Origin of the sequence: Paenibacillus sp. FSL H7-0326 (assembly GCF_001955535.1) — a bacterium.
Classification (GTDB): domain Bacteria; phylum Bacillota; class Bacilli; order Paenibacillales; family Paenibacillaceae; genus Paenibacillus; species Paenibacillus shunpengii.
On the sequence record NZ_MPVN01000001.1, the window covers coordinates 894,671 to 917,763 of the forward strand.

At 43.9% G+C, this 23,093-nt stretch carries 25 protein-coding genes; 12 read left to right on the forward strand and 13 right to left on the reverse strand.

Annotated elements, in window-relative coordinates; all coding sequences use genetic code 11:
- The first annotated feature begins 108 nt into the window (after nt 1–108).
- The 3 genes from BK126_RS04205 to BK126_RS04215 all read left to right on the forward strand — a co-directional run bounded on the left by BK126_RS04205 (nt 109) and on the right by BK126_RS04215 (nt 1,316).
- A complete protein-coding gene (locus tag BK126_RS04205) occupies nt 109–432 on the forward strand; it encodes a YtrH family sporulation protein (protein ID WP_076311422.1) in 324 nt (107 codons plus the stop codon).
- Nucleotides 433–451: 19 nt separating this feature from the next.
- Entirely contained in the window at nt 452–934 is a 483-nt protein-coding gene (locus BK126_RS04210; protein WP_076311423.1) for a sporulation membrane protein YtrI, read from the forward strand.
- A 70-nt stretch (nt 935–1,004) separates the two neighbouring features.
- Nucleotides 1,005–1,316, forward strand: a complete 312-nt coding sequence (locus BK126_RS04215; RefSeq protein WP_076311424.1) for a YtpI family protein — start codon at nt 1,005–1,007, stop codon at nt 1,314–1,316.
- A gap of 31 nt (nt 1,317–1,347) precedes the next feature.
- Here BK126_RS04215 and BK126_RS04220 read toward each other — a convergent pair whose 3' ends face one another.
- The 3 genes from BK126_RS04220 to BK126_RS04230 all read right to left on the reverse strand — a co-directional run bounded on the left by BK126_RS04220 (nt 1,348) and on the right by BK126_RS04230 (nt 3,715).
- On the reverse strand, nt 1,348–2,685 hold the full coding sequence (locus tag BK126_RS04220) for a DRTGG domain-containing protein (protein WP_076311425.1): 1,338 nt from the start codon (nt 2,683–2,685) through the stop codon (nt 1,348–1,350).
- Between the two features lie 258 nt (nt 2,686–2,943).
- Complete coding sequence (locus BK126_RS04225) at nt 2,944–3,267, reverse strand: hypothetical protein (RefSeq protein ID WP_076311426.1); 324 nt, start codon at nt 3,265–3,267, stop codon at nt 2,944–2,946.
- A 100-nt stretch (nt 3,268–3,367) separates the two neighbouring features.
- Nucleotides 3,368–3,715, reverse strand: coding sequence for a YlbF/YmcA family competence regulator (locus BK126_RS04230; RefSeq protein ID WP_076311427.1), 348 nt, complete (start codon nt 3,713–3,715; stop codon nt 3,368–3,370).
- A gap of 232 nt (nt 3,716–3,947) precedes the next feature.
- Between BK126_RS04230 and BK126_RS04235 the strand changes: the two genes are divergently transcribed.
- The 5 genes from BK126_RS04235 to BK126_RS04255 all read left to right on the forward strand — a co-directional run bounded on the left by BK126_RS04235 (nt 3,948) and on the right by BK126_RS04255 (nt 10,176).
- Complete coding sequence (locus BK126_RS04235) at nt 3,948–5,315, forward strand: YheC/YheD family endospore coat-associated protein (protein ID WP_076311428.1); 1,368 nt, start codon at nt 3,948–3,950, stop codon at nt 5,313–5,315.
- A gap of 25 nt (nt 5,316–5,340) precedes the next feature.
- The gene (locus BK126_RS04240; RefSeq protein ID WP_076311429.1) at nt 5,341–6,441 is read left to right on the forward strand and encodes a YheC/YheD family endospore coat-associated protein; all 1,101 of its coding nucleotides are present in this window, start codon (nt 5,341–5,343) and stop codon (nt 6,439–6,441) included.
- A 116-nt stretch (nt 6,442–6,557) separates the two neighbouring features.
- Nucleotides 6,558–7,931: a YheC/YheD family endospore coat-associated protein gene (locus tag BK126_RS04245; RefSeq protein ID WP_076311430.1), complete on the forward strand. Its 1,374-nt coding sequence runs from the start codon at nt 6,558–6,560 to the stop codon at nt 7,929–7,931.
- A gap of 35 nt (nt 7,932–7,966) precedes the next feature.
- Nucleotides 7,967–9,037 carry a YheC/YheD family endospore coat-associated protein gene (locus BK126_RS04250; RefSeq protein ID WP_305954038.1) on the forward strand — a complete coding sequence of 357 codons (1,071 nt, stop codon included), beginning with the start codon at nt 7,967–7,969 and terminating at the stop codon, nt 9,035–9,037.
- 38 nt (nt 9,038–9,075) lie between these two features.
- Nucleotides 9,076–10,176, forward strand: a complete 1,101-nt coding sequence (locus BK126_RS04255) for a YheC/YheD family endospore coat-associated protein (protein ID WP_076311431.1) — start codon at nt 9,076–9,078, stop codon at nt 10,174–10,176.
- A 141-nt stretch (nt 10,177–10,317) separates the two neighbouring features.
- Here the strand turns inward: BK126_RS04255 and BK126_RS04260 are convergent, their stop codons facing one another.
- Entirely contained in the window at nt 10,318–10,968 is a 651-nt protein-coding gene (locus BK126_RS04260; protein WP_177178663.1) for an HAD family hydrolase, read from the reverse strand.
- Nucleotides 10,969–11,367: 399 nt separating this feature from the next.
- On the opposite strand from BK126_RS04260, the gene BK126_RS04265 reads away from it, so the two are divergent.
- On the forward strand, nt 11,368–14,001 hold the full coding sequence (locus BK126_RS04265) for a cation-translocating P-type ATPase (RefSeq protein ID WP_445321910.1): 2,634 nt from the start codon (nt 11,368–11,370) through the stop codon (nt 13,999–14,001).
- Between the two features lie 55 nt (nt 14,002–14,056).
- On the opposite strand, the gene yfkAB is transcribed toward BK126_RS04265, so the two are convergent.
- The 3 genes from yfkAB to BK126_RS04280 are packed head-to-tail and all read right to left on the reverse strand — an operon-like array spanning nt 14,057 to nt 17,875.
- Nucleotides 14,057–15,202: a radical SAM/CxCxxxxC motif protein YfkAB gene (gene yfkAB / locus BK126_RS04270; protein ID WP_076311434.1), complete on the reverse strand. Its 1,146-nt coding sequence runs from the start codon at nt 15,200–15,202 to the stop codon at nt 14,057–14,059.
- A 55-nt stretch (nt 15,203–15,257) separates the two neighbouring features.
- Nucleotides 15,258–16,382: an HD-GYP domain-containing protein gene (locus tag BK126_RS04275; protein ID WP_076311435.1), complete on the reverse strand. Its 1,125-nt coding sequence runs from the start codon at nt 16,380–16,382 to the stop codon at nt 15,258–15,260.
- Between the two features lie 50 nt (nt 16,383–16,432).
- Complete coding sequence (locus tag BK126_RS04280; RefSeq protein WP_076311436.1) at nt 16,433–17,875, reverse strand: bifunctional metallophosphatase/5'-nucleotidase; 1,443 nt, start codon at nt 17,873–17,875, stop codon at nt 16,433–16,435.
- 169 nt (nt 17,876–18,044) lie between these two features.
- On the opposite strand from BK126_RS04280, the gene BK126_RS04285 reads away from it, so the two are divergent.
- Both BK126_RS04285 and BK126_RS04290 read left to right on the forward strand, forming a co-directional pair.
- On the forward strand, nt 18,045–18,776 hold the full coding sequence (locus BK126_RS04285; RefSeq protein WP_076311437.1) for a molybdenum cofactor biosynthesis protein: 732 nt from the start codon (nt 18,045–18,047) through the stop codon (nt 18,774–18,776).
- Between the two features lie 87 nt (nt 18,777–18,863).
- The gene (locus BK126_RS04290; protein WP_076311438.1) at nt 18,864–19,910 is read left to right on the forward strand and encodes an HD-GYP domain-containing protein; all 1,047 of its coding nucleotides are present in this window, start codon (nt 18,864–18,866) and stop codon (nt 19,908–19,910) included.
- A 496-nt stretch (nt 19,911–20,406) separates the two neighbouring features.
- Here BK126_RS04290 and BK126_RS04295 read toward each other — a convergent pair whose 3' ends face one another.
- Nucleotides 20,407–20,559, reverse strand: a complete 153-nt coding sequence (locus tag BK126_RS04295; protein ID WP_083655706.1) for a helix-turn-helix domain-containing protein — start codon at nt 20,557–20,559, stop codon at nt 20,407–20,409.
- A 105-nt stretch (nt 20,560–20,664) separates the two neighbouring features.
- On the opposite strand from BK126_RS04295, the gene BK126_RS04300 reads away from it, so the two are divergent.
- The gene (locus tag BK126_RS04300) at nt 20,665–20,880 is read left to right on the forward strand and encodes a helix-turn-helix domain-containing protein (RefSeq protein ID WP_076311439.1); all 216 of its coding nucleotides are present in this window, start codon (nt 20,665–20,667) and stop codon (nt 20,878–20,880) included.
- Between the two features lie 233 nt (nt 20,881–21,113).
- Here BK126_RS04300 and BK126_RS04305 read toward each other — a convergent pair whose 3' ends face one another.
- The 5 genes from BK126_RS04305 to BK126_RS04320 form a co-directional block, all read right to left on the reverse strand.
- A complete protein-coding gene (locus BK126_RS04305; RefSeq protein ID WP_076311440.1) occupies nt 21,114–21,530 on the reverse strand; it encodes a hypothetical protein in 417 nt (138 codons plus the stop codon).
- Nucleotides 21,531–21,551: 21 nt separating this feature from the next.
- Nucleotides 21,552–21,686 (reverse strand): AgrD family cyclic lactone autoinducer peptide, encoded by a 135-nt coding sequence (locus tag BK126_RS28985; RefSeq protein WP_143757665.1) that lies wholly within the window; start codon nt 21,684–21,686, stop codon nt 21,552–21,554.
- Nucleotides 21,664–22,212 (reverse strand): accessory gene regulator ArgB-like protein, encoded by a 549-nt coding sequence (locus tag BK126_RS04310; RefSeq protein WP_076311441.1) that lies wholly within the window; start codon nt 22,210–22,212, stop codon nt 21,664–21,666. The genes BK126_RS28985 and BK126_RS04310 overlap by 23 nt, the downstream gene beginning before the upstream one ends.
- Complete coding sequence (locus BK126_RS04315; protein WP_143757666.1) at nt 22,205–22,660, reverse strand: hypothetical protein; 456 nt, start codon at nt 22,658–22,660, stop codon at nt 22,205–22,207. The genes BK126_RS04310 and BK126_RS04315 overlap by 8 nt, the downstream gene beginning before the upstream one ends.
- Before the next feature lie 194 nt (nt 22,661–22,854).
- The gene (locus BK126_RS04320) at nt 22,855–23,070 is read right to left on the reverse strand and encodes a helix-turn-helix domain-containing protein (RefSeq protein ID WP_076311443.1); all 216 of its coding nucleotides are present in this window, start codon (nt 23,068–23,070) and stop codon (nt 22,855–22,857) included.
- Nucleotides 23,071–23,093 lie beyond the last annotated feature (23 nt).

The following is a 23,093-nucleotide window of genomic DNA, read 5'->3' on the forward strand; positions in this document are numbered from 1 at the left end:
AGGCAAGGCTCCGCCCATAGAATAGAGTACAAGCCGGCCGACTCTGCATATCTCACTTAGAAGAACCGCTTGCTAAGAGTGCTATTTAAGAAAGGTGTGTAGTGAACAATGAGTTTCATGTCCAAAGTTCTTCTCGATTTCTTTATCGCCTTCGGCATCGTTCTAGGTGGATCCATGCTCGGCGGCATTGGAGCTGTAATTTCCATGCAGCCGCCTACACAAACCATGCTGGATGTTGCCGGCCGCATCAAAATATGGGCTCTGGCTGCAGCTGTAGGAGGGACGATTGACCCGATGCGGGTCATTGAAAGCAATATGCTGGATGGGAATCTGTCACCCGCCATTAAGCAGATCCTCTATCTTATATTCGCCTTTCTCGGAGCACATATGGGCACTGAGCTGGTTAAATGGGTGTGTACCATCCGGAATTAAGTAAGGAGGAAGTCAGCATATGCGTGTGCCCGAGTATCGCCGCTTCCGGCCCTTTATACAGCTGTCTGGTGTATTTGTTCTCGGAATGATTGTAGGGAGTATCGTCTACAATGCGATTTTTCATGCCAGTTATAATAAATTGTGGCTTGAGAATAAAGATCTCAAAATTCAGGAAGAGCAATATATTGATGATATTAATTCTTTGAAGAAGTATAGTAAGAGGCAGACCGTGATCAAGGAAATCAATATTCGTGCTGAGGAGTCCGATAAGACCCCCGATTCTGTATATGTGAAGGAGATTATTCAGCTGCTTAGTGATGAGCTTGAGGTGCTCCGGGGAAGAGATATTTATAATATTGATGAATACAGTAAAATGACGCGCATTATGCTGAACAAGAAAACATATACCGTCCGAGGACATCCATACTCCGTCAAGATTACAACCATGCTCGTAATGGAAGGCGTTCTACAGGTATGGGTTGATATTTCACCTGCTCCATAAATGTTCTAAACATGTTACAATAAGTGATAATTCCATATTTATGTAACATAAAGGAGCTGTCCTTCTTTCTATGCTGGATGTCATTCGTTATTTACTGTTTGCCCTGTTCATCCTCTCTACCGTCTGTGCCGGCTTCACAAGTATTCGTGGACGCAGAGCCAGTGATGCTCTGAAGAGAGGCCTCTACCAGGCAATGACAAACATATGGATGGGAATCATGCTGATCGTGCTGGCCCTTATACAGATGTTTATGTTCAGCGGTTCTACGGTTGCCGTCATTGTTGAGGGATTGTTCCTCGTGCTGGGTGCCTTCAATCTGTTTGCAGGGATTCGAAATCGCATTCATTACACCCAGATAAAGAATGAAAAGTCTCCTTTATAAGGAGACTTTTCTGATGAATGAGATTAGAAATCTAAGACAGATCAATGGATTGCAGGGTCATAATCACTTTGCATATCAGCTGTCCATCTCGGACCAGGTCAATATCCAGCTTGCAATTGCGCCTGCTGAGCTCCATCACACTTGGAGATATCGTCACTTTATCTTCAATTTGAAGAGGACGCACAAAGTAGGTTGAGATATTCTCCAACATATGGTCATTCCCAGTAACCTCACGCGCAATTCGATGTCCGGCCTGCGTCATTAAATGAATGAGTACCCCTTCGGAAATAGTGCCTAAGTCTGTCGCCATCTGAGGAATGATCACACCATTGTACTTGATCTCTCCCTGCTCCCCTCTCTCTTCCACAAACCCATTCCATATCAAATGATCAAAGGTTTCTCCAAGCTGAGGCTGCTTCTGGGTGTCCCGCATTGCATTCAGAACTTCTGTACGCTTGACAGATGTAATCAGCTTACGGTTCCGGTCAACGATCGGTAAATAATCGATGCCTTCCCAGGCCATAATCTGTGCCGCCGATGCAAGTGAGGTCTTAAGCGTTGCCGTGACAGGCTTGCGCACAACGCTTTTGTCAATACTTTGATGTTCAGGGAGGTCTACGACATCCTTGCGGCTAATAATTCCGATGACCCGATTCCATTCATCAATTACTGGAAAACGCAGCTCTCCCGTTTCGAGCACCAGACGGCTGAAATCGGCGACTGTACTGTTCAATTTCAAATAGTAGGTTTTGGGCTTTCCACCAACAATATCCTCAACCAGCATAATCTTCTTCTTAATCAATCGGTCAAAGATCGCTCTGTTAATCATGGATGCCACCGTAAACGTGTCGTGCTTAGAAGAGATGATGGGTAAACTCAGCTTGTCCGCAAGGCCTACCACTTCAGGATCGGTACCGAAGCCTCCGGTAATAAGCACACCTGCACCTTGATTTAATGCAAGACTATGTGCATTATCTCTATTACCAACAATAAGCAGGCTGCCTGCATCGATGTACTTGGCCATGGCTTCTTCTTTCATTGCCCCAATGACGTATTTATACAAAGGTTTGCCAAGCCCTTCGTTACCGCCAAGGACATGTCCACCCACAATCTCAACGACATCCCCGAAAGTGAGCTGCTCAGAGGCACCACGCAGCCTTTTCTCCACACGTACTGTGCCAATTCGTTCTTTGGTAACGACAAGTCCTACATTTTCTGCTTCTTTGACAGCACGATAAGCAGTCCCTTCACTGACTCCCATTTCTCTGGCAAGCCCTCGAACCGATATCTTGGAACCAATCTTTAACTGCTCTATGTATTGAAGGAGCTGCACATGCTTTGTTACTGTTTCTTCTTCAAATCCTTCCAAACTCGACACCCCTCGGACGAAAAAAACATTTTACAATTAGTTTAATCAAATATACTACATTAAAATCAATTCATATTACCCTTAGCTGCAGAAATTAAGAATATAGTTATTTCCGATTATAGCATTAATAAGGGGGACATCTCACCTTAGAACTGTAAAAAGAGAATGGGCTCCCTCAATACTATGGAAGAGTATCAACAAATAAAAAGGCTGCCTCCATAACAGCACCAACACTGTAGGAGACAACCCTTTGCAGCATTACTGTGAATGCTCTTTGGCCTGCGCAGGCACAATTTTCACTTTGTTTCCCTGTTCCGCATTGTCAGTCCATTTAAGCTCCCACTGACGCAGCTTCGCTTTGCGGACACGTTCAAGCGACTGCTTCTTCTCTTCGTCCACGCCCAATATAAAATGCAGGTTTGCACCGATGACAAGCAGTGTAAAGAACAGCCAGGCTATGCTGAACCCTGCGCTCCAGCCTGTAAATGAAAGCTTCGGTAATGCAAAGACCAGCATGCCACCTGCAACGAGCATATACAGTGTGTGCTTCCACTTCGCAAACTTCATGCCCTTTTCTCTCATTTCATTCAGCTCCTCATTTCTTCCTTAGAATCTATATATCTATTCTATGAACGAAAAAATGAGATTATGTGAATCAATTTAGAGAAAGAGTCCACAATTATTATTTCAGCTCGCCGCCATATAGATGCTGCAGACTTTCCATAATGATTTTGTTGACATCTTCAATAATGACACTAAGACGTCGTTCCGCCTCAAACAGTCTGCGAATATTCAAGTTCAGACTTAGCACCTCAAAGGATTTTTCCATCGTCTCCATTTCTTCTTGAGAAGGCATGTCGCCTGTCATCATCCGCTGCTGGAGTTCATTCTGACGAACCCGAAACTCATCCAGCATACGCTGCGAATCCGGATCGGCGGCAACAAGCTTCATCGCTTGTGAGATTTCCTTCACTTCTTCGCTGTCTTTAAGTGCTCCTGCCAAATCATGTGCCTTGTCATAAATGTTCATTATTCATTTTCCTCTCTGTCGTTAAAGTTCTGTCGTTAAAGTGGCGCTGTACATTTTACATCCATCCCTCATGTTGTCGTACAACAACCCAAAATTAAATCAGATTTTGCAAAAAATGGTCAATCACCAAGGGATATATGTCCTCATATGATGAATCACATGCACTTTCTCATACTCAGCTTACATCCAAAAACGACTGACATCATGTTTGCCCCCTGGAAGGAGATCCACGATGTCCCAAAAAAAAGTAATGATCCACATCAGCGGATCAGGCATCCTGCAGGATGACGTCGTGATGATCGGTGAGAAATTTCTAAAGTATTGGAAAATTCCTGCCGGACGTCCGCTCCAGCTTGCATTCGGAAGCTTTAAGCAAGAAGTTACCATTATTTCCGTACCCAAGTTTGAAGGTATGCGAGTGAGTCCCATATTAGCCGAGCGATGCGGCCTCACTTCTCGTACGGTTCTGAAGATCCGTTATTTTGATAGCAGCCGGACGCTCCGTATCGGTCCCCTGATCAGTGTCCTGATCAGTCGCGATCATCCAGATAAGCTTGATCGGCCTTTCGGCTCCATCACGATGTTTTGCAGCGAACTGGTGAGGGCCTGTCAGAAACGGGGAGCATACGTGTACTTTATTACACCAGACCATGTCGATTCAGTTACCGGTCAAATCGAAGGCTGGGTGTATGACGAAGGATGGAAAAAAAGAGTGATGCCTATTGCCGATGTCGTCAATAATCGACTGACTTCACGCAAGCTTGAGAACAAACCTAGCGTACAGCATTTTGTAAAGGAAGTAAAATCGCGTTACGGAACAGTAACGTATAATGAGAAGTTTCTCGACAAGAATGAAGTGTTCGAGGCGTTGAAATCGGAGAGCAGTCTTAGAAGGTACTTACCGGAATCGCATTCCCTCAAGTCCTTTGCTGTGCTCAAAAATATGTGTCAAACGTATCCGGTTATATTTCTTAAGCCTGTTCGAGGCAGCCTGGGTAAAGGAATCATACGCATATCCAGACAGTCTGATGGAACATATATGACCCTTTCCACTCAGCTTGGCGGTGTTCAAAAGCAGGTATACTCCAGCCTGACCAAATTATTTGCAGGATTGTCTGGAAAGATGAAGACAACCAAATACCAGATTCAACAAGGACTGCATCTCATGGATATCGGCAAGAAACCGGTCGATTTCAGAGCATTGGTTCAGAAAAACCGTGCAGGTAACTGGAAGGTGACATCCATTGTCGCCCGCATTGCCGGCGGCAGCCATTTTGTATCCAACCTCGCCAGAGGAGGCTCCCTCAGCACAGTAAAAGAAGCCGTGAACAAGAGCTTATTATCGAGCGATGTCAAAAAAAATGCTTACGTCTCTTTGCATAAGGCTGCGCTTAGTATTGCGGAAGGAATCGAAGCGACCATTCCAGCGCATTTTGGAGAACTAGGAATCGATCTTGCGATGGATTACTCGGGAAAGGTCTGGCTTATTGAGGTCAATTCAAAGCCTTCCAAGAATGACAATACACCGCTTACTGACAATAAGATCCGGCCATCCGTCATTACAATGCTTGATTATTCCGCTTACCTTGCCGGATTCTAATAACTAGAAAGGAGGAATCAAACTCATGAAAAAACCGCTTGGTACGCTCGGTGTGCTCGTGAATGAACGGAAGGGAACACCTCCATTTGCCGATGAATATTTCTGCAGGCGGCTCTGTCAAGAAGGAGTAAATTTTGGAATGAATGTCGTTGTGCTGACCCCCAGAAGCTCCGAGCCAGACGGTAATTATCTCGGTTATCAATATATAAAGGGGAACTGGACACTGCTTCCAGTAGAACAGCCCGATCTGATCTATGATCGATGCCTGTCTCCTGTACCCGGTATATTCAGACGAAGACTAAACAAGGCTTCGAAATCTGCTTCACACAAGGTCAGATATTTATCCCGTGGACTACCGGGTAAATGGCATGTCTATAACTCCCTTCGCCTTAACGCTCTGCTAAAAGATCATCTGCCCGATACTGCCGTCTACACGAATGTAGAACAGCTAAAACAATGGCTGATACGGTATCCTCAAGGTGTATTCTTGAAGCCGCAGGCAGGAACACACGGCAAAAGAACAGTTCTCGTTCGCAGGCAGCCTGAGAATGGCAAGCTCATAATTCAAGGACGCAACAGCTCCAACCATATGTTCAATAAGCGTTTCACCAATCATGAGCTTGGACTCAGCCAGCTCCATCGCATCCTTTCCACTCGAACATTTATCATTCAGCCATTTCTCTCACTCATGAATCAGGAGGAAAAACCGTTTGATCTGCGTGTTCTCGTTCAGAAGAATGGCAGGGGGAAATGGAGCTTAAGCGGTCAAGCAATTCGTGAAGGCGGTCATGGCAGTCTTACTTCTAATCTCCACGGAGGCGGAACAGCCTTGGACTGCCGCTCCTTTCTGGAAACGGAATACGGCAAGGATCAAGCTGAATTCATTATTAACAAAGCGGCTGAACTCTCCGCTGTCATTCCCGTGGTACTAGAAGGAAGGTTTGGTCGTCTTAGCGAGCTTGGTATCGATTATGGAATCGACCGAGATGGGAAGCTGTGGATTATTGAAGTCAATTCCAAGCCGGGTCGATCTTCCTTTCTACTTGCAGGTGATATGGAAAGCACGAGTCTTGCATACAACCGGCCTCTTGAATATGCCCGTTATTTACTGCTTCGTACCCAATAACAACAAGTAAAACGAATAAGCACACTAAAATAGCCGAATACATCCAGCACAGCTGGCCTGAGACGAGTTAGCTGCGCTTAAGATCAGCAGCGTTTCGGGATAGGAGGATAAAATCAATGAGTCTGACTTTGTGTAATGTGCACTTTACAAAAAGGCCGGAGAAGGTCATCTATGTATCCAATGCATTAATAAATAACTTCCAGCTATCCGGTAAGAAAACAATTCATGTCCGACTTGGCAAGCAGCGTATCCCTGTACATCTCAAACCACTGAAGAAATCCGGAAAACACATCTATCTATCAAGCAGCGTCCGCAACGCAATTCAAATTCCGAATTCAGGCAATATTCTTATCAAAGGTGTCGAGGGGGATGAAGTTCAGCTTGGTCCGCTGATCGGCATTCTGTCTGACGGACCGAATTCGGCATCACAACCGTTCGGCTCACGAACAGGGTTTATAAAACAATTGCTTACACATGGTAATCAAAATTCTTATACATTCGGATTTACACCGAAAGATATCGATTGGGGAAATGAACGAATCTATGGTTATTTCCTGAATAGCAGCGGTGGATTCTCCAGAAGATACGTACCGCTTCCTGACGTCGTGTATAACAGACTGCCTAGCAGGAGATCCGACTTCTCCCAATCGACCAATCAGCTTCGCGATCGTTTTGAACGGAAGAACATTCCTTTCTTCAACTGGAGCTTCTTTAACAAATCCGATATCTATCGATTGCTGGAGGATGATCAGACGGTCAACATCTATGTACCAGAGTCGCATATGAATCCAAGCATGGAAATGATCAAGGAAATGCTGGACCGACATCAATTTGTATATTATAAGCCTTCGGCAGGAAGTCTCGGTCAAGGTATTTTTCGTCTGACCTACTTGCCTAAGAGAGGTTATTACGCCAGGTTCAGAAAGCCAGGCGGCAATGTTCTTCTCCGATTTACTTCGTTCAAGAAGCTTGCAACTATGCTTCAGGCCAGACTCGGGTCCAGAACGAAGGATTATGTTGTTCAGCAAGGGATTCGGTTGATTGAAATCGATGGCTGCCCCATAGATTTTCGTTTTCACATGCATAAGAACGGAAATAACGAGTGGGTTGTTGTCGGAATTGGTGCCAAAAAAGCCGGCAAGGGCTCCATTACCACTCATATTAAGAACGGCGGCTCCCTAATGACACCAGAACACGCTCTTAGCAAAACCTTTGGTGACCGAGCACAAGAAATCCTGCAAAAATCTAAAAACACAGCGATTAAATTAGCTGAGGCTATCGAGTTTCATCATAAACATCTTCTCGGTGAAATCGGTTTTGATCTCGGTATTGATCAGGAGGCACAAGTATGGATGTTCGAAGCGAACGCCAAACCGGGCAGATCCATTTTTCGTCACCCTTCCCTCCGCACAGAAGGGAAAGCTTCGGTGGAGCATATCCTGGCGCACTGCATGTATCTGAGCAAATTCCGGAAGAAGGAAAGTTCTTAATTGGAGGCAAAAAAAACGTAAAGCCAACGATCGCCATATTAACTGTCTATGATAGAAAGAGAAAATTCCGAGGGAATCACAAAAATTTTAAAGATATTATTAAAACAGGCGAACAATTAGGGTGTCAGGTCTACGTCGTTACGGTTCGCGATCTGAAACTGTCTGCCGACTTCATTAAAGGATACAAATACAGTACAGAGCGGAAGCAATGGCTCCAAGGCAGATACCCCCCGCCCAACATTGTTTACAATCGGATTCCTCTTCGCGAAGATGAAAGCCGGCCGCTAGTGCAAAAAAAAATTAAGGAATGTATCGCTCATCCCAAGATCAAGCTGTATAATCCTTACTTTTTCAACAAATGGGAATTGTTTGAATGGCTGAGTAAAGCGAAGTCAACGAAATCATATATCCCCCATACTCAAAAGCTCAAATCGTCCTCTGTAATTAGCAGCATTCTTAAAACATACCCATCTGTGTATCTTAAGCCAGAAAGCGGAAAGGCCGGTAAAGGGATAATGACTCTTCAATATTGTGAAGAAGATAAGCTTCCCTATAAGCTCAAGATTCAGGATCATTCCAAGAGCACAACCTATAAATCCACTAATCTAGAGTCGTTATGGAAGAGAATTAAACGAAACATAAAACAAAACGAATATATTATCCAACAGGGCATTGAACTGGCCGCTTTTGGAGGGCGTCCCTTTGATCTTCGGGTTCTCGTGCAAAAAAATGCAAATGGTCAGTGGCGCATGACCGGTGTAGGAGCTCGCCTTGCCGGCCGCAGAAGCATCACGACTCACGTGCCGCGCGGTGGTACGATTGAAGATCCAATCCTGCTTCTCAGCAGCGTATTTGACACACAGCTGGCCAGCAACATTCTCAACGATGTAAAAAGCACCGCCTTGGAAATAGCCAGACAAATTGAGAAATCATCGGGCCACGCCTTGGGTGAAATGTCGATGGATCTTGGCATTGACCAGGACGGGGGCATATGGTTCTTTGAAGCCAATTCCAAGCCAATGAAATTCGATGAACCTGCCATACGCAAAAGATCGCTTGAACGGTTAATCCAATACTGTACGCACCTAGCAAAGCAAAATGGATAAAACATCCAAATTTTACTATCAAAGAAGGTGATCATTCTATGCCGTCACCTGTCTTAGGCATACTGACACTGTACCTCAACGACAAAAAGCAACTTGAAGAAAAGAAAATATACGAACGAATGATTTCGGAAGGCGAACGGCTCGGGCTTGATATATATGTATTCACTCCATCCGATGTCCATCCCTCTAAAGAAATGATTCATGCCCTGATTTATGAGACAGAGCATAAACGATGGACTCGACAATGGAGAAAGTTCCCTGACATGATATTTGACCGGTGCAGAATCCAGCGAAGTGCCCGTTTCCAAGAGCTTAAACTGTTCAGGCAAAAGTATGCTCATCTCCTCTTCTTGAACCGGCCCTTGCGCAATAAGTGGACTATACATCAGGTTCTGCACAAGAAGCAGCGATTCAGACCCTACCTGCTGGACACCAAATTGTACAGCAGTGATGCTGAACTGAAGAGCATGCTCAAGAAACACAGCCTGCTATATATTAAACCGATTAACGGAACTGGGGGCCGGGGCATTCTCAGAATAGAACGATTAAACAAAGACGGCCTCCTGCTCGTTCAAGGCAGAAATCATCAACGACAGATTCTGGAGCCAAGACAGATGCACTATTCGCTGCTGCCTAAGCTGCTGAAGAATTGGGAAGTCAAGAGCCGCTATATTATCCAGGAAGGGGTTCAGCTCCAGCTGTCCAGTGGTCGGGTGCATGATTACAGGATGCTGGTTCAGAAAAATCAAGACGGGATATGGGAATTCACTGGCTGCGCTGGTCGGATCGGAGGCCATAAGAGCGTCACTTCCAATCTTCATGGCGGGGGAACAGCGATAGAAATGAACGAACTCTTATCGCAGTGGATTACCGATTCGGATAAGAGAGTAGAGGTTCGTGCCGCTGTCGAGAACTTTGGAGTCGAGGTTGCAAAATATTTAGAAGCCACTTATGGTGCATTATGTGAGCTGGCACTCGATATTGCTATCGACAAAAACGGCGATATATATCTGATTGAGGTAAATCCGAAGCCGGCCAGGGAAGTATTTTCACAAATCGGCCAGACTGAGGTTTATAAGCAAGCGATTGTGAAACCGCTGGAGTACTCTCTATGGCTGTATAAGCAGAGGAGCTCATAATTGACCCAGGCTTCACCTTTTATTACATGAGACAACAAACCCGCATATACGTCATTCCCTTTGAAAGATTGAAAGCAATTGACAACTTCCAAAGGGAATTTCATATGCGGTTTACTCATTTCTGTAAGCAGCTGGCTCTTATTATTCAGCTTGTTTATACAAGGTCAATAATTCTGTAAAATCATTCAGAAGCGCACTTGATCCCTTCAATTCATCCTCACGTCCAAACCCCGCATAAGCACAGCCAATCACGGTCTGTCCATTCTCCACGCCTGCTTCCACATCAGAGGATCGGTCTCCTACCATCCATGCCGAACGAATATTGTGTTTATCTAACAATAGCTTGACCAGATCAACCTTTGATGCTGTTGCATACTCTCCCGCACTATACAGATCATCAAATAGATGTGCAATACCATAAGCTTTGGCGACACCCTTTACATAATGCTCCAGCCCGTTGCTTGCAACATACAGCTTCACACCGTAGTCATGCAGAGCCTTGAGCGTATCAACAACCCCAGGATAGAGCACCCCTATCCCCTGTTCTAATCCCTCCAGCTCCAGCTGCAGCAATAGTTCATCGGCACGCAGCTTCGCTGCCTCAGTTGAATTAGGTATTACCCGCTTCCATATATCAGGCAGCAGCATGCCCAGACTGCCGAGAATAAGCTCTTCGGGTGGTGTCGCTCCTTCGTGATGTCCTTCTTCTCTTAAAATATCAAACATTTTATGGTACACAGGAACAAGCAGTGATTCCGTTTGAAACAGTGTTCCGTCCATATCAAAAATCATTGCCTCCGGTTTATTCAGTATGATCCTTTTTTCCACAAGTCCGCATCCCCTATTCTATTTAATATAAGTTTGCTATTAACGAATGGTATAGTCGTTAGTCCACCTGTCTATGATAAGCATTCCTTCTCCCACATGTAAACCTTTCAAATGTAAATTTTCGGTCTTGCTCCCGTTTATTCTGTGTGCCGGACCATCGTACTATACTTTTTTGTGATCTTTCATCTTGAGGAAAAAAGGGTAAATATATTGGCGAAGGATAAGGAAAGGAGAAAAGGGAGAAATTATACTGTCAAGCTCTCTTATCGTTCTAGGTTCCACATACATATGCGGGCTGTAGGAGCAGAGCAAATACTTAAATAGGAGAATGGAAAGGAGTCTTAACGCTTGAAATACTACCAAATAGATAAAGAGGAAGTTCTGCGTGAAGTAAACAGCAGCCTAGAGGGCCTCTCGAAGGAAGAAGCTCAGAAGCGAATTGAAACAACAGGATACAACGAACTGAAAGCAAAGGATCGAGATCCTATTTGGAAGCTGTTTCTTGAAAACTTCAAAGATCCTATGGTGATCGTCCTGCTGATTGCAGCGATTGTACAGCTGATTCTTGGACAATTCATTGAATCACTCATTATATTCCTAGTACTAATTCTTAATGCCATCGTCAGTGTCGTTCAGACTCGAAAGGCTGAGAGCTCTCTTGATGCGCTTCGTAATTTATCTGCTCCAGAGGCTAAGGTCATTCGTGCAGGAGCACGAGTGACCATTCCGGCAAGGGAGCTTGTACCAGGCGATATCGTCATACTGGAAGCAGGTGACTACGTGCCTGCAGATGCACGTATTATCGAATCCGGCAGCCTTAAAGTTAATGAGGGCATGTTGACAGGCGAATCAGAAGCCGTGGAGAAGCATACAGAACCGATCGAAGGAGATGCAGCTCTCGGGGATCGGCGTAATATGGTATTCAGCGGTGCACTGACGGTGTATGGACGGGGAACGGTTGTCGTAACCGCAACTGCTGGTAATACAGAGATTGGTAAGATCGCCGGACTCATTGAAACGGCGGAGATGAAGCAAACACCACTTCAGCGCAAGCTTGATAAATTCAGTAAAAAGCTGGGTGTGTTTATTCTCATCCTCTCGATCATTATATTCGGTGTAGAGGCTGGGCGAATCTGGCTGTCGGATGATACAGGAGATGTTACGAGCTCTATCCTGAACGCGCTAATGTTTGCTGTTGCCGTAGCGGTTGCTGCGATTCCCGAAGCCCTCTCTTCGATTGTGACGATCGTACTCTCTGTGGGAACCAACAAAATGGCAAAGCAGCACGCCATTATCCGCAAATTGCCGGCGGTAGAATCTCTGGGCTCTGCGAGTGTCATATGTACAGATAAGACAGGTACACTAACACAGAATCGAATGACCGTTGTTGATTACTTCCTGCCCGAAGGAGCTAAGGAAGAATTTCCTGATAACCCGCAGGAATGGAACGATGCAGAACGCCGGCTTCTTCATATTGCGGTATTGTGCAACGATTCTCATATTAATGAGGAAGGTAAGGAGCTTGGTGATCCGACCGAGATTGCACTCATTGCGTTCAGTAACAGCAAGAACAAGCATTATCGTGAAATTCGCGATCAATTTCCAAGAGAAGCAGAGATTCCTTTCGATTCCGATCGAAAGCTGATGTCTACCATCCATACCTTTTCTGGTCAAAAAGCAATATTAACTAAAGGCGGTCCTGATGTGTTATTCAGCCGATGTAAGCATGTATTTATGAAGGGAGAGCAGGTACCACTCACAGACGAGCTGCTCGCTCAGTTCAAGGAAGCGAATGAGAATTTCTCTGAAAGAGCACTTCGAGTGTTAGCTTATGCTTATAAAACAATACCGAGTGATAAAAGTGAGCTTGGTGTCGAGGATGAGAATGATCTTACCCTGGTTGGTCTGACCGCCATGATCGACCCACCGCGTGAGGAAGTGTATGATTCAATTATTGAATCGAAGAAGGCCGGCATACGCACGGTGATGATCACAGGCGACCACAAGACGACTGCTCAGGCCATTGGGCGTGATATTGGTCTGATGGATGACCATGATATTGCCGTAACAGGACAAGAGCTGGACGCGATGTCTGAGGAAGAGCTGGATCAGAAGCTTGAGAATATATCGGTCTATGCCCGCGTATCGCCTGAGAACAAGATAAGAATTGTACGTGCTTGGCAGAAAAAAGGAAATATCGCTGCTATGACTGGGGACGGCGTTAACGATGCCCCCGCCCTGAAGCAAGCCGATATCGGGGTTGCCATGGGAAGCGGAACGGATGTAGCCAAGGATTCCGCGGCGATGATTCTAACGGACGACAACTTCGTGTCGATTGTTAAGGCCGTCGGTGTCGGCAGAACCGTGTTTGATAATATTAAAAAAGCGATCGCCTATTTATTTGCAGGGAATCTGGGGGCAATCATTGCCATCCTGTTTGCGCTCATCGTTGACTGGATCAATCCTTTTACAGCAATACAGCTTCTATTCATTAACCTGGCCAATGACTCACTTCCTGCCATTGCGCTTGGTATGGAAAAGCCGGAGCCAAACGTGATGTCTCGTAAGCCGAGAGACATTAATGAAGGGATTTTTGCTGGAGGAACACTTAGCGCGGTACTCACACGCGGAATTCTCATCGGGATCGCCGTTATCACATCACAGTATATTGGTCTATCCCATTCACCAGAAATGAGCGTTGCAATGGCCTTTACAACCTTAATCCTGGCCCGCACCCTGCAAACGTTCGCTGCACGCTCAACACAGCAGACGATTTTTCAAGTCGGGCTGTTCTCGAACAAATATGTCCTTGGTGCTGTAGCTGTATGCTTCGTGCTGTACGCTGTCACCTTGATTCCAGGGGTGCGAGGGATCTTCTCTATTCCAGATGCATTTGGCTGGAATGAGTTCTTTATCGCCGCTGGCTTAGCGCTGGCCGCTGTTATTCTGATGGAGATTATTAAAATGATCCGCAATGCAACAGCACAGCGCAAATAACAAATAAAGGGCTGCCTCACCTCATGGGTGTGGCAGCCCTTTTTATACAAACTATCTATCCGATGATATTAGGAAAAGCCTTACGTGTCTTAAAATCAATATCTTTGTAATACATATCTCGTACGAGCAGATTCGGCCCACAGCAGCTTGCTGCATCGCAGAAGCAATTAACGGTCTGATTCAAAGGATGATTCGAGGTCCATTCCGCAAAAATATCATCCAGTCGCTCATTCTTGATATTTCCGAATTCCGGAATATCCGCAAAATCGGTTACATATACGTTGCCGGTAAACATGTTCACATTCACCCGATTGCGGCCATCCGGGTCATTTCTTACCGTTACATTCGGCTCTTTGTATAGACGGGAAATGAGCTTACGATCCTCATCTCCCCCATTGCAAGCATAGAACGGCAGTGTTCCGAAGAGCATCCACATCTCCTGATCTCTCACGTCCAGCAGTCCATGGATCGCATTACGCATATCATCCAGTGACAAGACAGGCAGTGCCGCAGCAAAGTTTGAAGCATACATGGGATGAACTTCATGCCTTCCTGCTCCCATCTGGCCTATGAGCTTGTGAATCTCTCCAAGCTTCTGATGTGTGCGATAATTAATCATTGATTCTGCGGAAATAAACATTCCCTGCTCGCTTAGCTTCAAGGAGTTTTCCATCATGCGATCGTACATTTTGGCTGCCGTATTATAACTGACCGGTCGATTACTGTTGGCAAATCCTACCTCATGAAAATCAGAAGCATTCAAATAATTAAATGAAATATGCATAACATCCAGGTAAGGCAGCAGCTTCTCATACCGGCTAATATCCATCGTCAAATTCGAGTTGATCTGTGAGCGGATACCACGCGCTTTGGCATACTTGAGCAGAGGAAGAATCATTTCATCCACCGTTTTCTCCAAGAAGCTCGGTTCCCCGCCCGTCAGGCTAATCGTTTCCAGGTGCTCCACCTGATCCAATGCCTCAATCATTTGAGATACAGGAATGGAGGGAGCTTCCTTCATAACCAGCATCTCACCGACAGCACAATGCTCGCAGCGCATGTTGCATAGATGAGTGACGGTCATTTCAACGCTGGTGAGCACATGCTTGCCATATTTTCTTAACGACATGATCGGATCCCATGGATCATATGCCGGAGAAAGCGCACGAATATTCTTCATTTCATGATTCATTAAAGTCATTTATTTCACCTTATTTCCTAAATTGAACTATGCTGTCCTACTAAACTACACTACATTATGTAAACTGCGGCTGTTCAGCGATGGATAATACCGAGGAAGACTCCCCCATCACTCCTGTAATCATCACCGATAAACGATGAAACAAATCCAGTTCATAGGGAGCTGTTAATGTGTTGCCTTCCTGATCCATAATGATTCGAACTACCGGTCTCTGCGGAGCTTCCGGATGCAATCGTACAATGACAGCCGTCTCTCCTGTAGATAACTGTACAGTCAAACCTACGGGATATATCGCAGCGTAGTCCCGAAACAATTCTAACATTTTTTGATCATACTGCGTACCCGATCCTGCAAAAAGCATTTCAACTGCTTGATGAGGCAGCAGAGCATTCTGATAGATTCGGTTAGTCGTCATTGCATCATAAGAATCAGTTAATGCGATCAGTTTACCATAATCGTGAATATCGGGCCCGGACAAGCCCTGTGGGTATCCCCTTCCATCCATTCGTTCATGATGCTGTAAAGCACAGTGGGCAGATATAAGCGGGATTCCAGGCTCATCTTTGAGCAGCTTAAATCCGTAAACGGTATGATTCTTTACAATATTATATTCTTCTTTGGTGAGTTTACCCGGCTTCTGCAGAATATGCGCAGGAATCTGGGTTTTCCCAATATCGTGAAGCAAAGCACCGAGCCCTAACTCCATCAATTTCTTGTTATCATAACGAAGCGCCTTGCCTAACACTAAGGAATAGATACATACATTCAAAGAATGCTCGTATAAAGCATGGTCCATGGACTGCATTCCAGTGAGCATAATCATTACATCTTGACGAGAGCTGATATCTTCAAGTATCTTCTCCATAAGTCCTACGAATACTTTGCCGAGATGAGGATAATAGCCCCGCATCGACCCACTGGAAGACAGCTTAGAAAATTGTGTTTTGATCTCTTTCATGGCCTGTATACGGGTTTCTTCACGTAATAATTCCGGAAATTCAATATCGTCCGTATTCGGATCATGAATATACACATAGCTTAAACCTAATTGACCTAAACGAGTAATCAGATTGGCGGTCAATTCAACCTGTTCGCCTAGCAAAATAATTCCTTCGTCATTATATATTCTTTTGCCCAGCCTCATACCCGGCTGCAGCATATGAATGGGTATCAAACGCAAAATTGATCTCTCCTGCCTAAATCAGATGCTATTAGCGCATTTCATTTTTCTTAGTCAAGAATCCATCTCTGTCTCAGACATTCATCAAGCGAATTCGGTCTTTTGAGCTCCATAGCAATCAAATCACGAATAAACTCTGGTAAACGATACGCTGTCTCTGAACCGAGCGATAGGCTCTGATATCCCACATTGAACGTAAACATATCCAGTGTCCCCACTCGATATAACTGATCATCATGCAGAGGAACTTCTCCTATATTCAGCTTGGTAATTCGTTCATATGGAGGTCTAGTCGGATCGTAGTGTATCTCAGCACCATCAATGCACAGGACTCCCAGCTGATAACCTCTAAATCCAAAGCCTTTAAATACGAGGTCCCTGTACTCTGGGATTAAGCTCTCCTCCATAGCTGTACGAAGGTCAGCGCCTTTTAACAGAATGGTGCATGCATTAATCGGAGAAGGGCATAAAGCATGCAGCATCCCCTCCGTTATATTCCCTTCCTCCAAATCACCAAGCAGCTGACCTGCATTAACAACCGCCAGATCTGTACACGTAAATTGCCGGACTGCCTGAGCTAACAAATTACCAAATGACGATTCTCTGTCCCAATGAATGGCGAGTGTACGGTCCGTCACAGCAATGGTTCTACCTAATTTATTTTCGGCCTGTTCCCGATGTGTAATAATAGCAGCCGCCACATTTTCATGCAGAAGATTGTCATCCACAGGCAGGCATTCACCTGAAACCAGCTTAAAATGTTCTTCCTCACTGGATCGTTCAACGGTTATTTTTCCGAGGTATTGACCATATTTACCAGCACCGCATATGATCGTCTGGTTTATTTCCAGCGGCTCCTCCAATACGTGATGCGTATGGCCTCCCAATATCATATCAATTCCATCGATCTGTTCAGCGATTCTCTGATCGGTTGTAAGTCCCAAATGTGATAACAGAATAACAATATCAGCCTGTTCTCTTATTTTTGTTACCTGAGTCTTTAACGTTTCGACTGGATTAAGCACCTTCATACCAAGCAGTTCATAAAACGCGCTAAACGGTGCGGTAGAACCCAATATACCTATTCTTATGTCGCCCTTTGTCAGAATAGTCGATGGCTCCATCCAAACCGGAGGCTGTCCTGAACGTTCATCAATCAGATTGCCACAAACAACCTTGCATAATAGCCCTGCATAGGCCTGATCTAGAATATCCGGTGTAAATGTTAATCCCTCATTATTACCAATCGTAATTGCATCATAGCCCGTTAAGTTTAGGACATCTACATTGGCCCCGCCCATGGATCCTTCGGTCTCGACTGCCATCCGGTCCATGTGATCTCCAATATCCAACACCAGAATTTCTTCTCCGGGTCCAGCCTGCTCCTTCTCCCTTTGGATCATTGCAGCGATGGAACCCATTTTATTAAAATGGCTGTGAATATCATTCGTATGAAGAATGGTCAGGGTTTGTTTAGACTTATGGTTCGTCATCTCTGTATTCCTCCTCCGGATACTTAATAGCCATAGATTGATGCGCTAAAGTCTCGTCATTTTGCTTAATCTGGTCCATAAGATCTACCTAAAAGATAAGAATAACATTTTCAGAAAGGATATGATATATTAAAAGGGTTTATCAATACATCGTTCGAGGTGAAATCATATGAAACTATCCATATTATTATTCGCTGGTGTCGCAGAGAGAATTGGACAAGCAAGCATTGAATTGAATATAGATCACGCAGTCACAGTAAACGATTTGAAAATGCAGCTTGCAGAGGCGTATCCTGAAGCCTCCTCACTCATCCACTCCTCATTAATCGCTATAAATATGGACTATGCGCCAGGTCATGTGATGATCAACGATGGAGACGAAGTGGCGCTGATCCCCCCTGTTTCCGGTGGTGAAGAGCCCACGCATTCAGCAGATTCCGTTCAGCAAATCCACAGCACGGATGATGGACTATACTCTATTGGATATGCCTCACTATCGGTAGAGGAGACTTCGGCCAAAGTCATCACAGCCAACCATGGAGCAACCTTAACCTTTATAGGAACAACAAGAGAAATGACCGGTGATCAGCGCACTGTTCATCTTGAGTATGAAGCTTACATACCGATGGCATTATCTACCATGAAGACAATTGGCGATGAAATTAATGAGAAGTGGCCTGGCACACAATGTGCGATATCCCATCGCTTAGGCAAAGTGGATATTGCCGAGACAAGTGTTGTGATTGCCGTTTCTTCCCCCCATCGTGCCAATGCCTATGAAGCGAGCCGGTACGCTATTGAGAGGCTGAAACAGATTGTCCCCATTTGGAAGAAGGAGATCTGGGAGGACGGATCAGAATGGAAAGGACATCAAACCGGGCCCTGGGACCCATTAAAATGACTAATATTTAAAACTAGTCGTTGTCTGTCCATTTTTTTCTTGATATGATAAATTTAAAAACTTTACACTTAAAGGTGGTTAATTGTCTTGAGATTACATGTCACCGACTTAAAGCCTGGTTTATTGCTTCAATCGGATACTTTTAATCCTTCTGGAGTGCAGCTGATGTCAGCAGGATCCTTACTTGATGATTCAGACATCGATAAACTGATGATGCACGGTATTGATTATGTAGACATTTCAGAGCCCGCCACCCAGACTGCGCCTGTCTTCCGATCATCCCCGGGGGAATCACTGCTTAAGCTTGTTCCTATGTTTGACACTACCATGATGGGAACTGCCTCGATCTTCAAGGAAGCTACCACAACAGGCCGCTTCTCCATAACTGAGGTCGATGATCTGCTTAAGCCAATGGCTGAACAGCTTGTTGAGCAGAAGGATGTCGTTTCTCTTCTCCTGCTGCTTGATCGTGATGATGAGTATACTTACAACCATTCCGTTCAGGTAGGCATTCTTACATACTATATGGCTTCATGGCTCGGTTATTCCCCGGAAGACTGCTACACCATCTCCAAAGCAGGTTACCTCATTGATATAGGGAAATCTATGGTGCCTGAGAAGCTGCTTCATAAGCCTGGGAAGCTAAGCCCAGAGGAATTCCGCGTGATGAAAAAGCACGCTAAACAGGGATATGACATTATATTAGAGTCCACCGGTAATGAAACACTCGCGATCCCTGCTTTGCAGCATCATGAACGTGAAGATGGCAGCGGTTACCCTTACGGATTACGCAAAGATGATATTCATCCTTATTCCCGAATCGCGGCCGTGGCAGATGTGTACAGTGCTATGACGACTCATCGTGTGTATCAATCCAAGCAAGAATACATATCTGTGTTATGTGAGCTATACGGACTCAGCTTCGGACAGCTCAATGCCAAAGTGACGCAGAGCTTTATCAAGCATCTCCTGCCTAACTTTATTGGCAAGCAGGTACTACTGACTTCAGGAGATACAGGTACGATTGTAATGAATAATCCGAATGATCATTTCCGCCCGCTCGTCCGTTGTGGACAAGGCTTTGTGGATTTGGCAAAACAACGAGATATTGCTATCGTAGAAATTTATATCTAGAACATACGTTACATCATAAGTCTTAATCGTTTATTTCAGCTAGAACTACTTAAAAAGAACCGTCTAGTACATACTTCCTTAGAACATCAATTGAAGAACATTTATGGAAATAGAGGTCTCTCCTATACGGGTGGCCTCTATTTTTTTATAGCCTGATTTCCTTTGGTCTAAAGGTATATCTCATCTTATAAACATAAATGAATCAGCTGCTTCCTCACATTGTGAACAAAAAAATACGTGCCCAGCCATAAGAGGCCAGGACACGTATTATATATTATTCAATGTTAAACAGCTCTGCTTAACCGATCGAGCCTTCCATTTCGAATTTGATTATTTGCATTTAACATACGGTTCTATACCGTAATGAAATTGCATATATAATAGAAGAAACACGTTTTGGAGTTCTATATGATTTCATGACATTTCTAAAAATTTTGGTCTGATTTTGGTTTAGTTTTGGTTCCCGAGAGATTTTTCTCTCGGGTTTATTTGCACTTCATCTGTAATTGATCATTGCAATTATATGTATCGGAGTTTTGCCTGGTCTCTCTTCATACTTTTTAATTGCTTGAACAGAAACATCTAATTTCTTTGAAGCTTCCTCTAATGTGTATCCGTTTTTATCTCTCCATTCTTTCATGGTAATCATAAAGGTCCTCCTCCTAAAGTAATTGTTGTAATTGGAAGTTCTCAACTGCTATAATGGTCTCGATATTAATAAGAAATTGTACATAATAAAGGAGTAATTTTAGAAGTGAATATCTCCCGTGGGAGATGCTTACTTCCTAATCTCATAAAAGCAAAAGGGTGGACTCAATCAGAGTATGCAAGAAGAGTCAATAAACACCCACGGGTCATTTCACATTATTGTAATAACGAGCGAGTAATGCAGCCAGAAGATTTGTATGCCGCCACGCTTATACTCGATTGTGAATTGAAAGACCTATATGAATGGAGATTGGAAAAGTAAGCTTGCGGATGAATGCGGCGTCCGCCTCCCGGGAGAATCGAGACCTAATAGGTCCGAATAAACAGAAGTTATAGTTGTAAAAACCAAGCATTTGTTCTGCTCTTACTATTATTTTATAACGGCTTACACATAATGTAAAAGAATTTTAAACAGATGAAAACATCGTTTCGACACGATAAAACGACAGACATCGACTTCACATTAGTGTATAATACGCAAAAAAATGGAGCCCTTTAAATAAGGCTCCATTTTTGTTTTTTGTTGTATTTAACTGCGATACTTGGGTTTGCTCGCAACAATGATTCCACAGTTTCTTGTAAGCGAGGTTTTGTTCCTCTCATCGAACAAAAGAACTTACCGCCGAAACAAACTCTAGGGAAAGGATCAGTTTCAACCCACTGTACATTCTCAGCATTAACCCAGTTAGTACGGTCTACGTCTACAAATTTGAATCCGCTACTTATCATGAATTCTCCCCAGAAAGTTACAGTTCCAGGTAAATAGTATTTTGCACCATTGCTCATGTGTACTATAACCATTTTTATATGACTTGACCATTCTAAGCATAGGATATCTGGAATTTGTATCTTAACTTTTCCTGATCCACCTATTCTATCCACACTCACAAATAAATCTGGATCAATATCCATTGCAAACATCTCCTGATATTATTATTTAAAAAGTTCTTCAGGTGCATTTCCTTCGTAGATGTAGGCGATGGATCTTTTCTTTGCTACAGACTTACCAAACTTAGAGAAAAATGTCGCAACTGCGAAGATTACATTATGCTTTACTGTTGCTACCATATCGTTTCACCTCCCTTCCTATAATCAAAGTAATACTTTGTATAAAGAAACTGATTGCTAATGCATCAGATACAAAGACAAAATTAGTCATCACCATAATAAAAGAAATCAATTTCAAAAGAGGATAAAACTTCTTTGGTACATTGTGTTGTTTTTCGAAGTTGGAAGGTGCGTAGATCAAGACAATTAGGAGTGTTATGACGGTAATAGCGTGTATTAATGTGTCCCGATCCGTATTGAAGAAAGATATTAAAGTAAACAGAGTGATACTAACAACAGCACATGCTGTTCCAGTCTTTAAATGTATCCCCCCTGAAACTTGTCGCAGCAACGAGAATGATATCAAAATTATAATTATTTCTGTTGTATTACCTGTGAGGTAGGAAACACCTAAGGAACCGATTATTATTGCTGCTATATTTAAGAACATGCCGATTGAATATTCAAGGACTTCGACTGAGCTTGGATGTTCTGGGACTTGTTGTTTTATGTAAACACTTATTTTTCTTGCAGCTGTATCAATCAATCTCTCCATTCTCCTTCTTCAGTGCATAATAGGCCAGATAACCAGCAATAAGTGCAAAGAACAATACATTAATCCATATTTCATTCTTAAAGAACAGAATGCTTGTAAAGGCAAAGAAGAGGACTAAAACTACTACTACTGTGGCGTCTTCAAACTTAAATCTCAGTCTATCGAAATCAAAGGAGAATCCTTTACCTAGCCGGTACAAGAAGTTACCGATTAAGATCGTGAGGATGCTTGTCACAGTTTGTATTGCGTATCCGTCACTTTGTGAATCAACATTAGCTACTGAACCGAATAGAATCCAAATTACAACAGACTGGAGAACAACATAGAATCCGTAACCCATGACTGTTGCAATCGTAGCCCATACAATCGGTATTCTCACTCTAATGGTCAAGAAAAGAGCGAAGATAATTACCACTATTAACGGAACCAAAAACGACAAATCAAACTCATTCCTCAAAACAAAACTTTGGATGTTGATTAGAAAAGCCAAGAAAACGATGTGCCATATAAACCCTAAGCTTTTGTACCTAAAAATAGACATAATAAACGAAAATAAAGCCCAAGATTCAAGTGTTGAGAAAAACATAAAACCAACAAATCCCCACAAACTCACTTCGCCCATCTCCCCCGAGATTAATCACCAGGCTTCCGGCCAGCTACCCTTTCCATTCCTTCGTGAGTAACTATCCATACTTTGCCTGATTTACGCGCTTCATCTTCCCTAAACTTTCCGCGATTGCACCATTTTGTTACGGTGTTCTCGGACAAACCCCAAATTTCAGCTGCTTCTCGCGAAGAGTAAACTGTAAACAAAGCGGGCAGTTGATTTTCTCTATCAACTGACATCATCGCCAACTCCTTTTCGTAAGGGC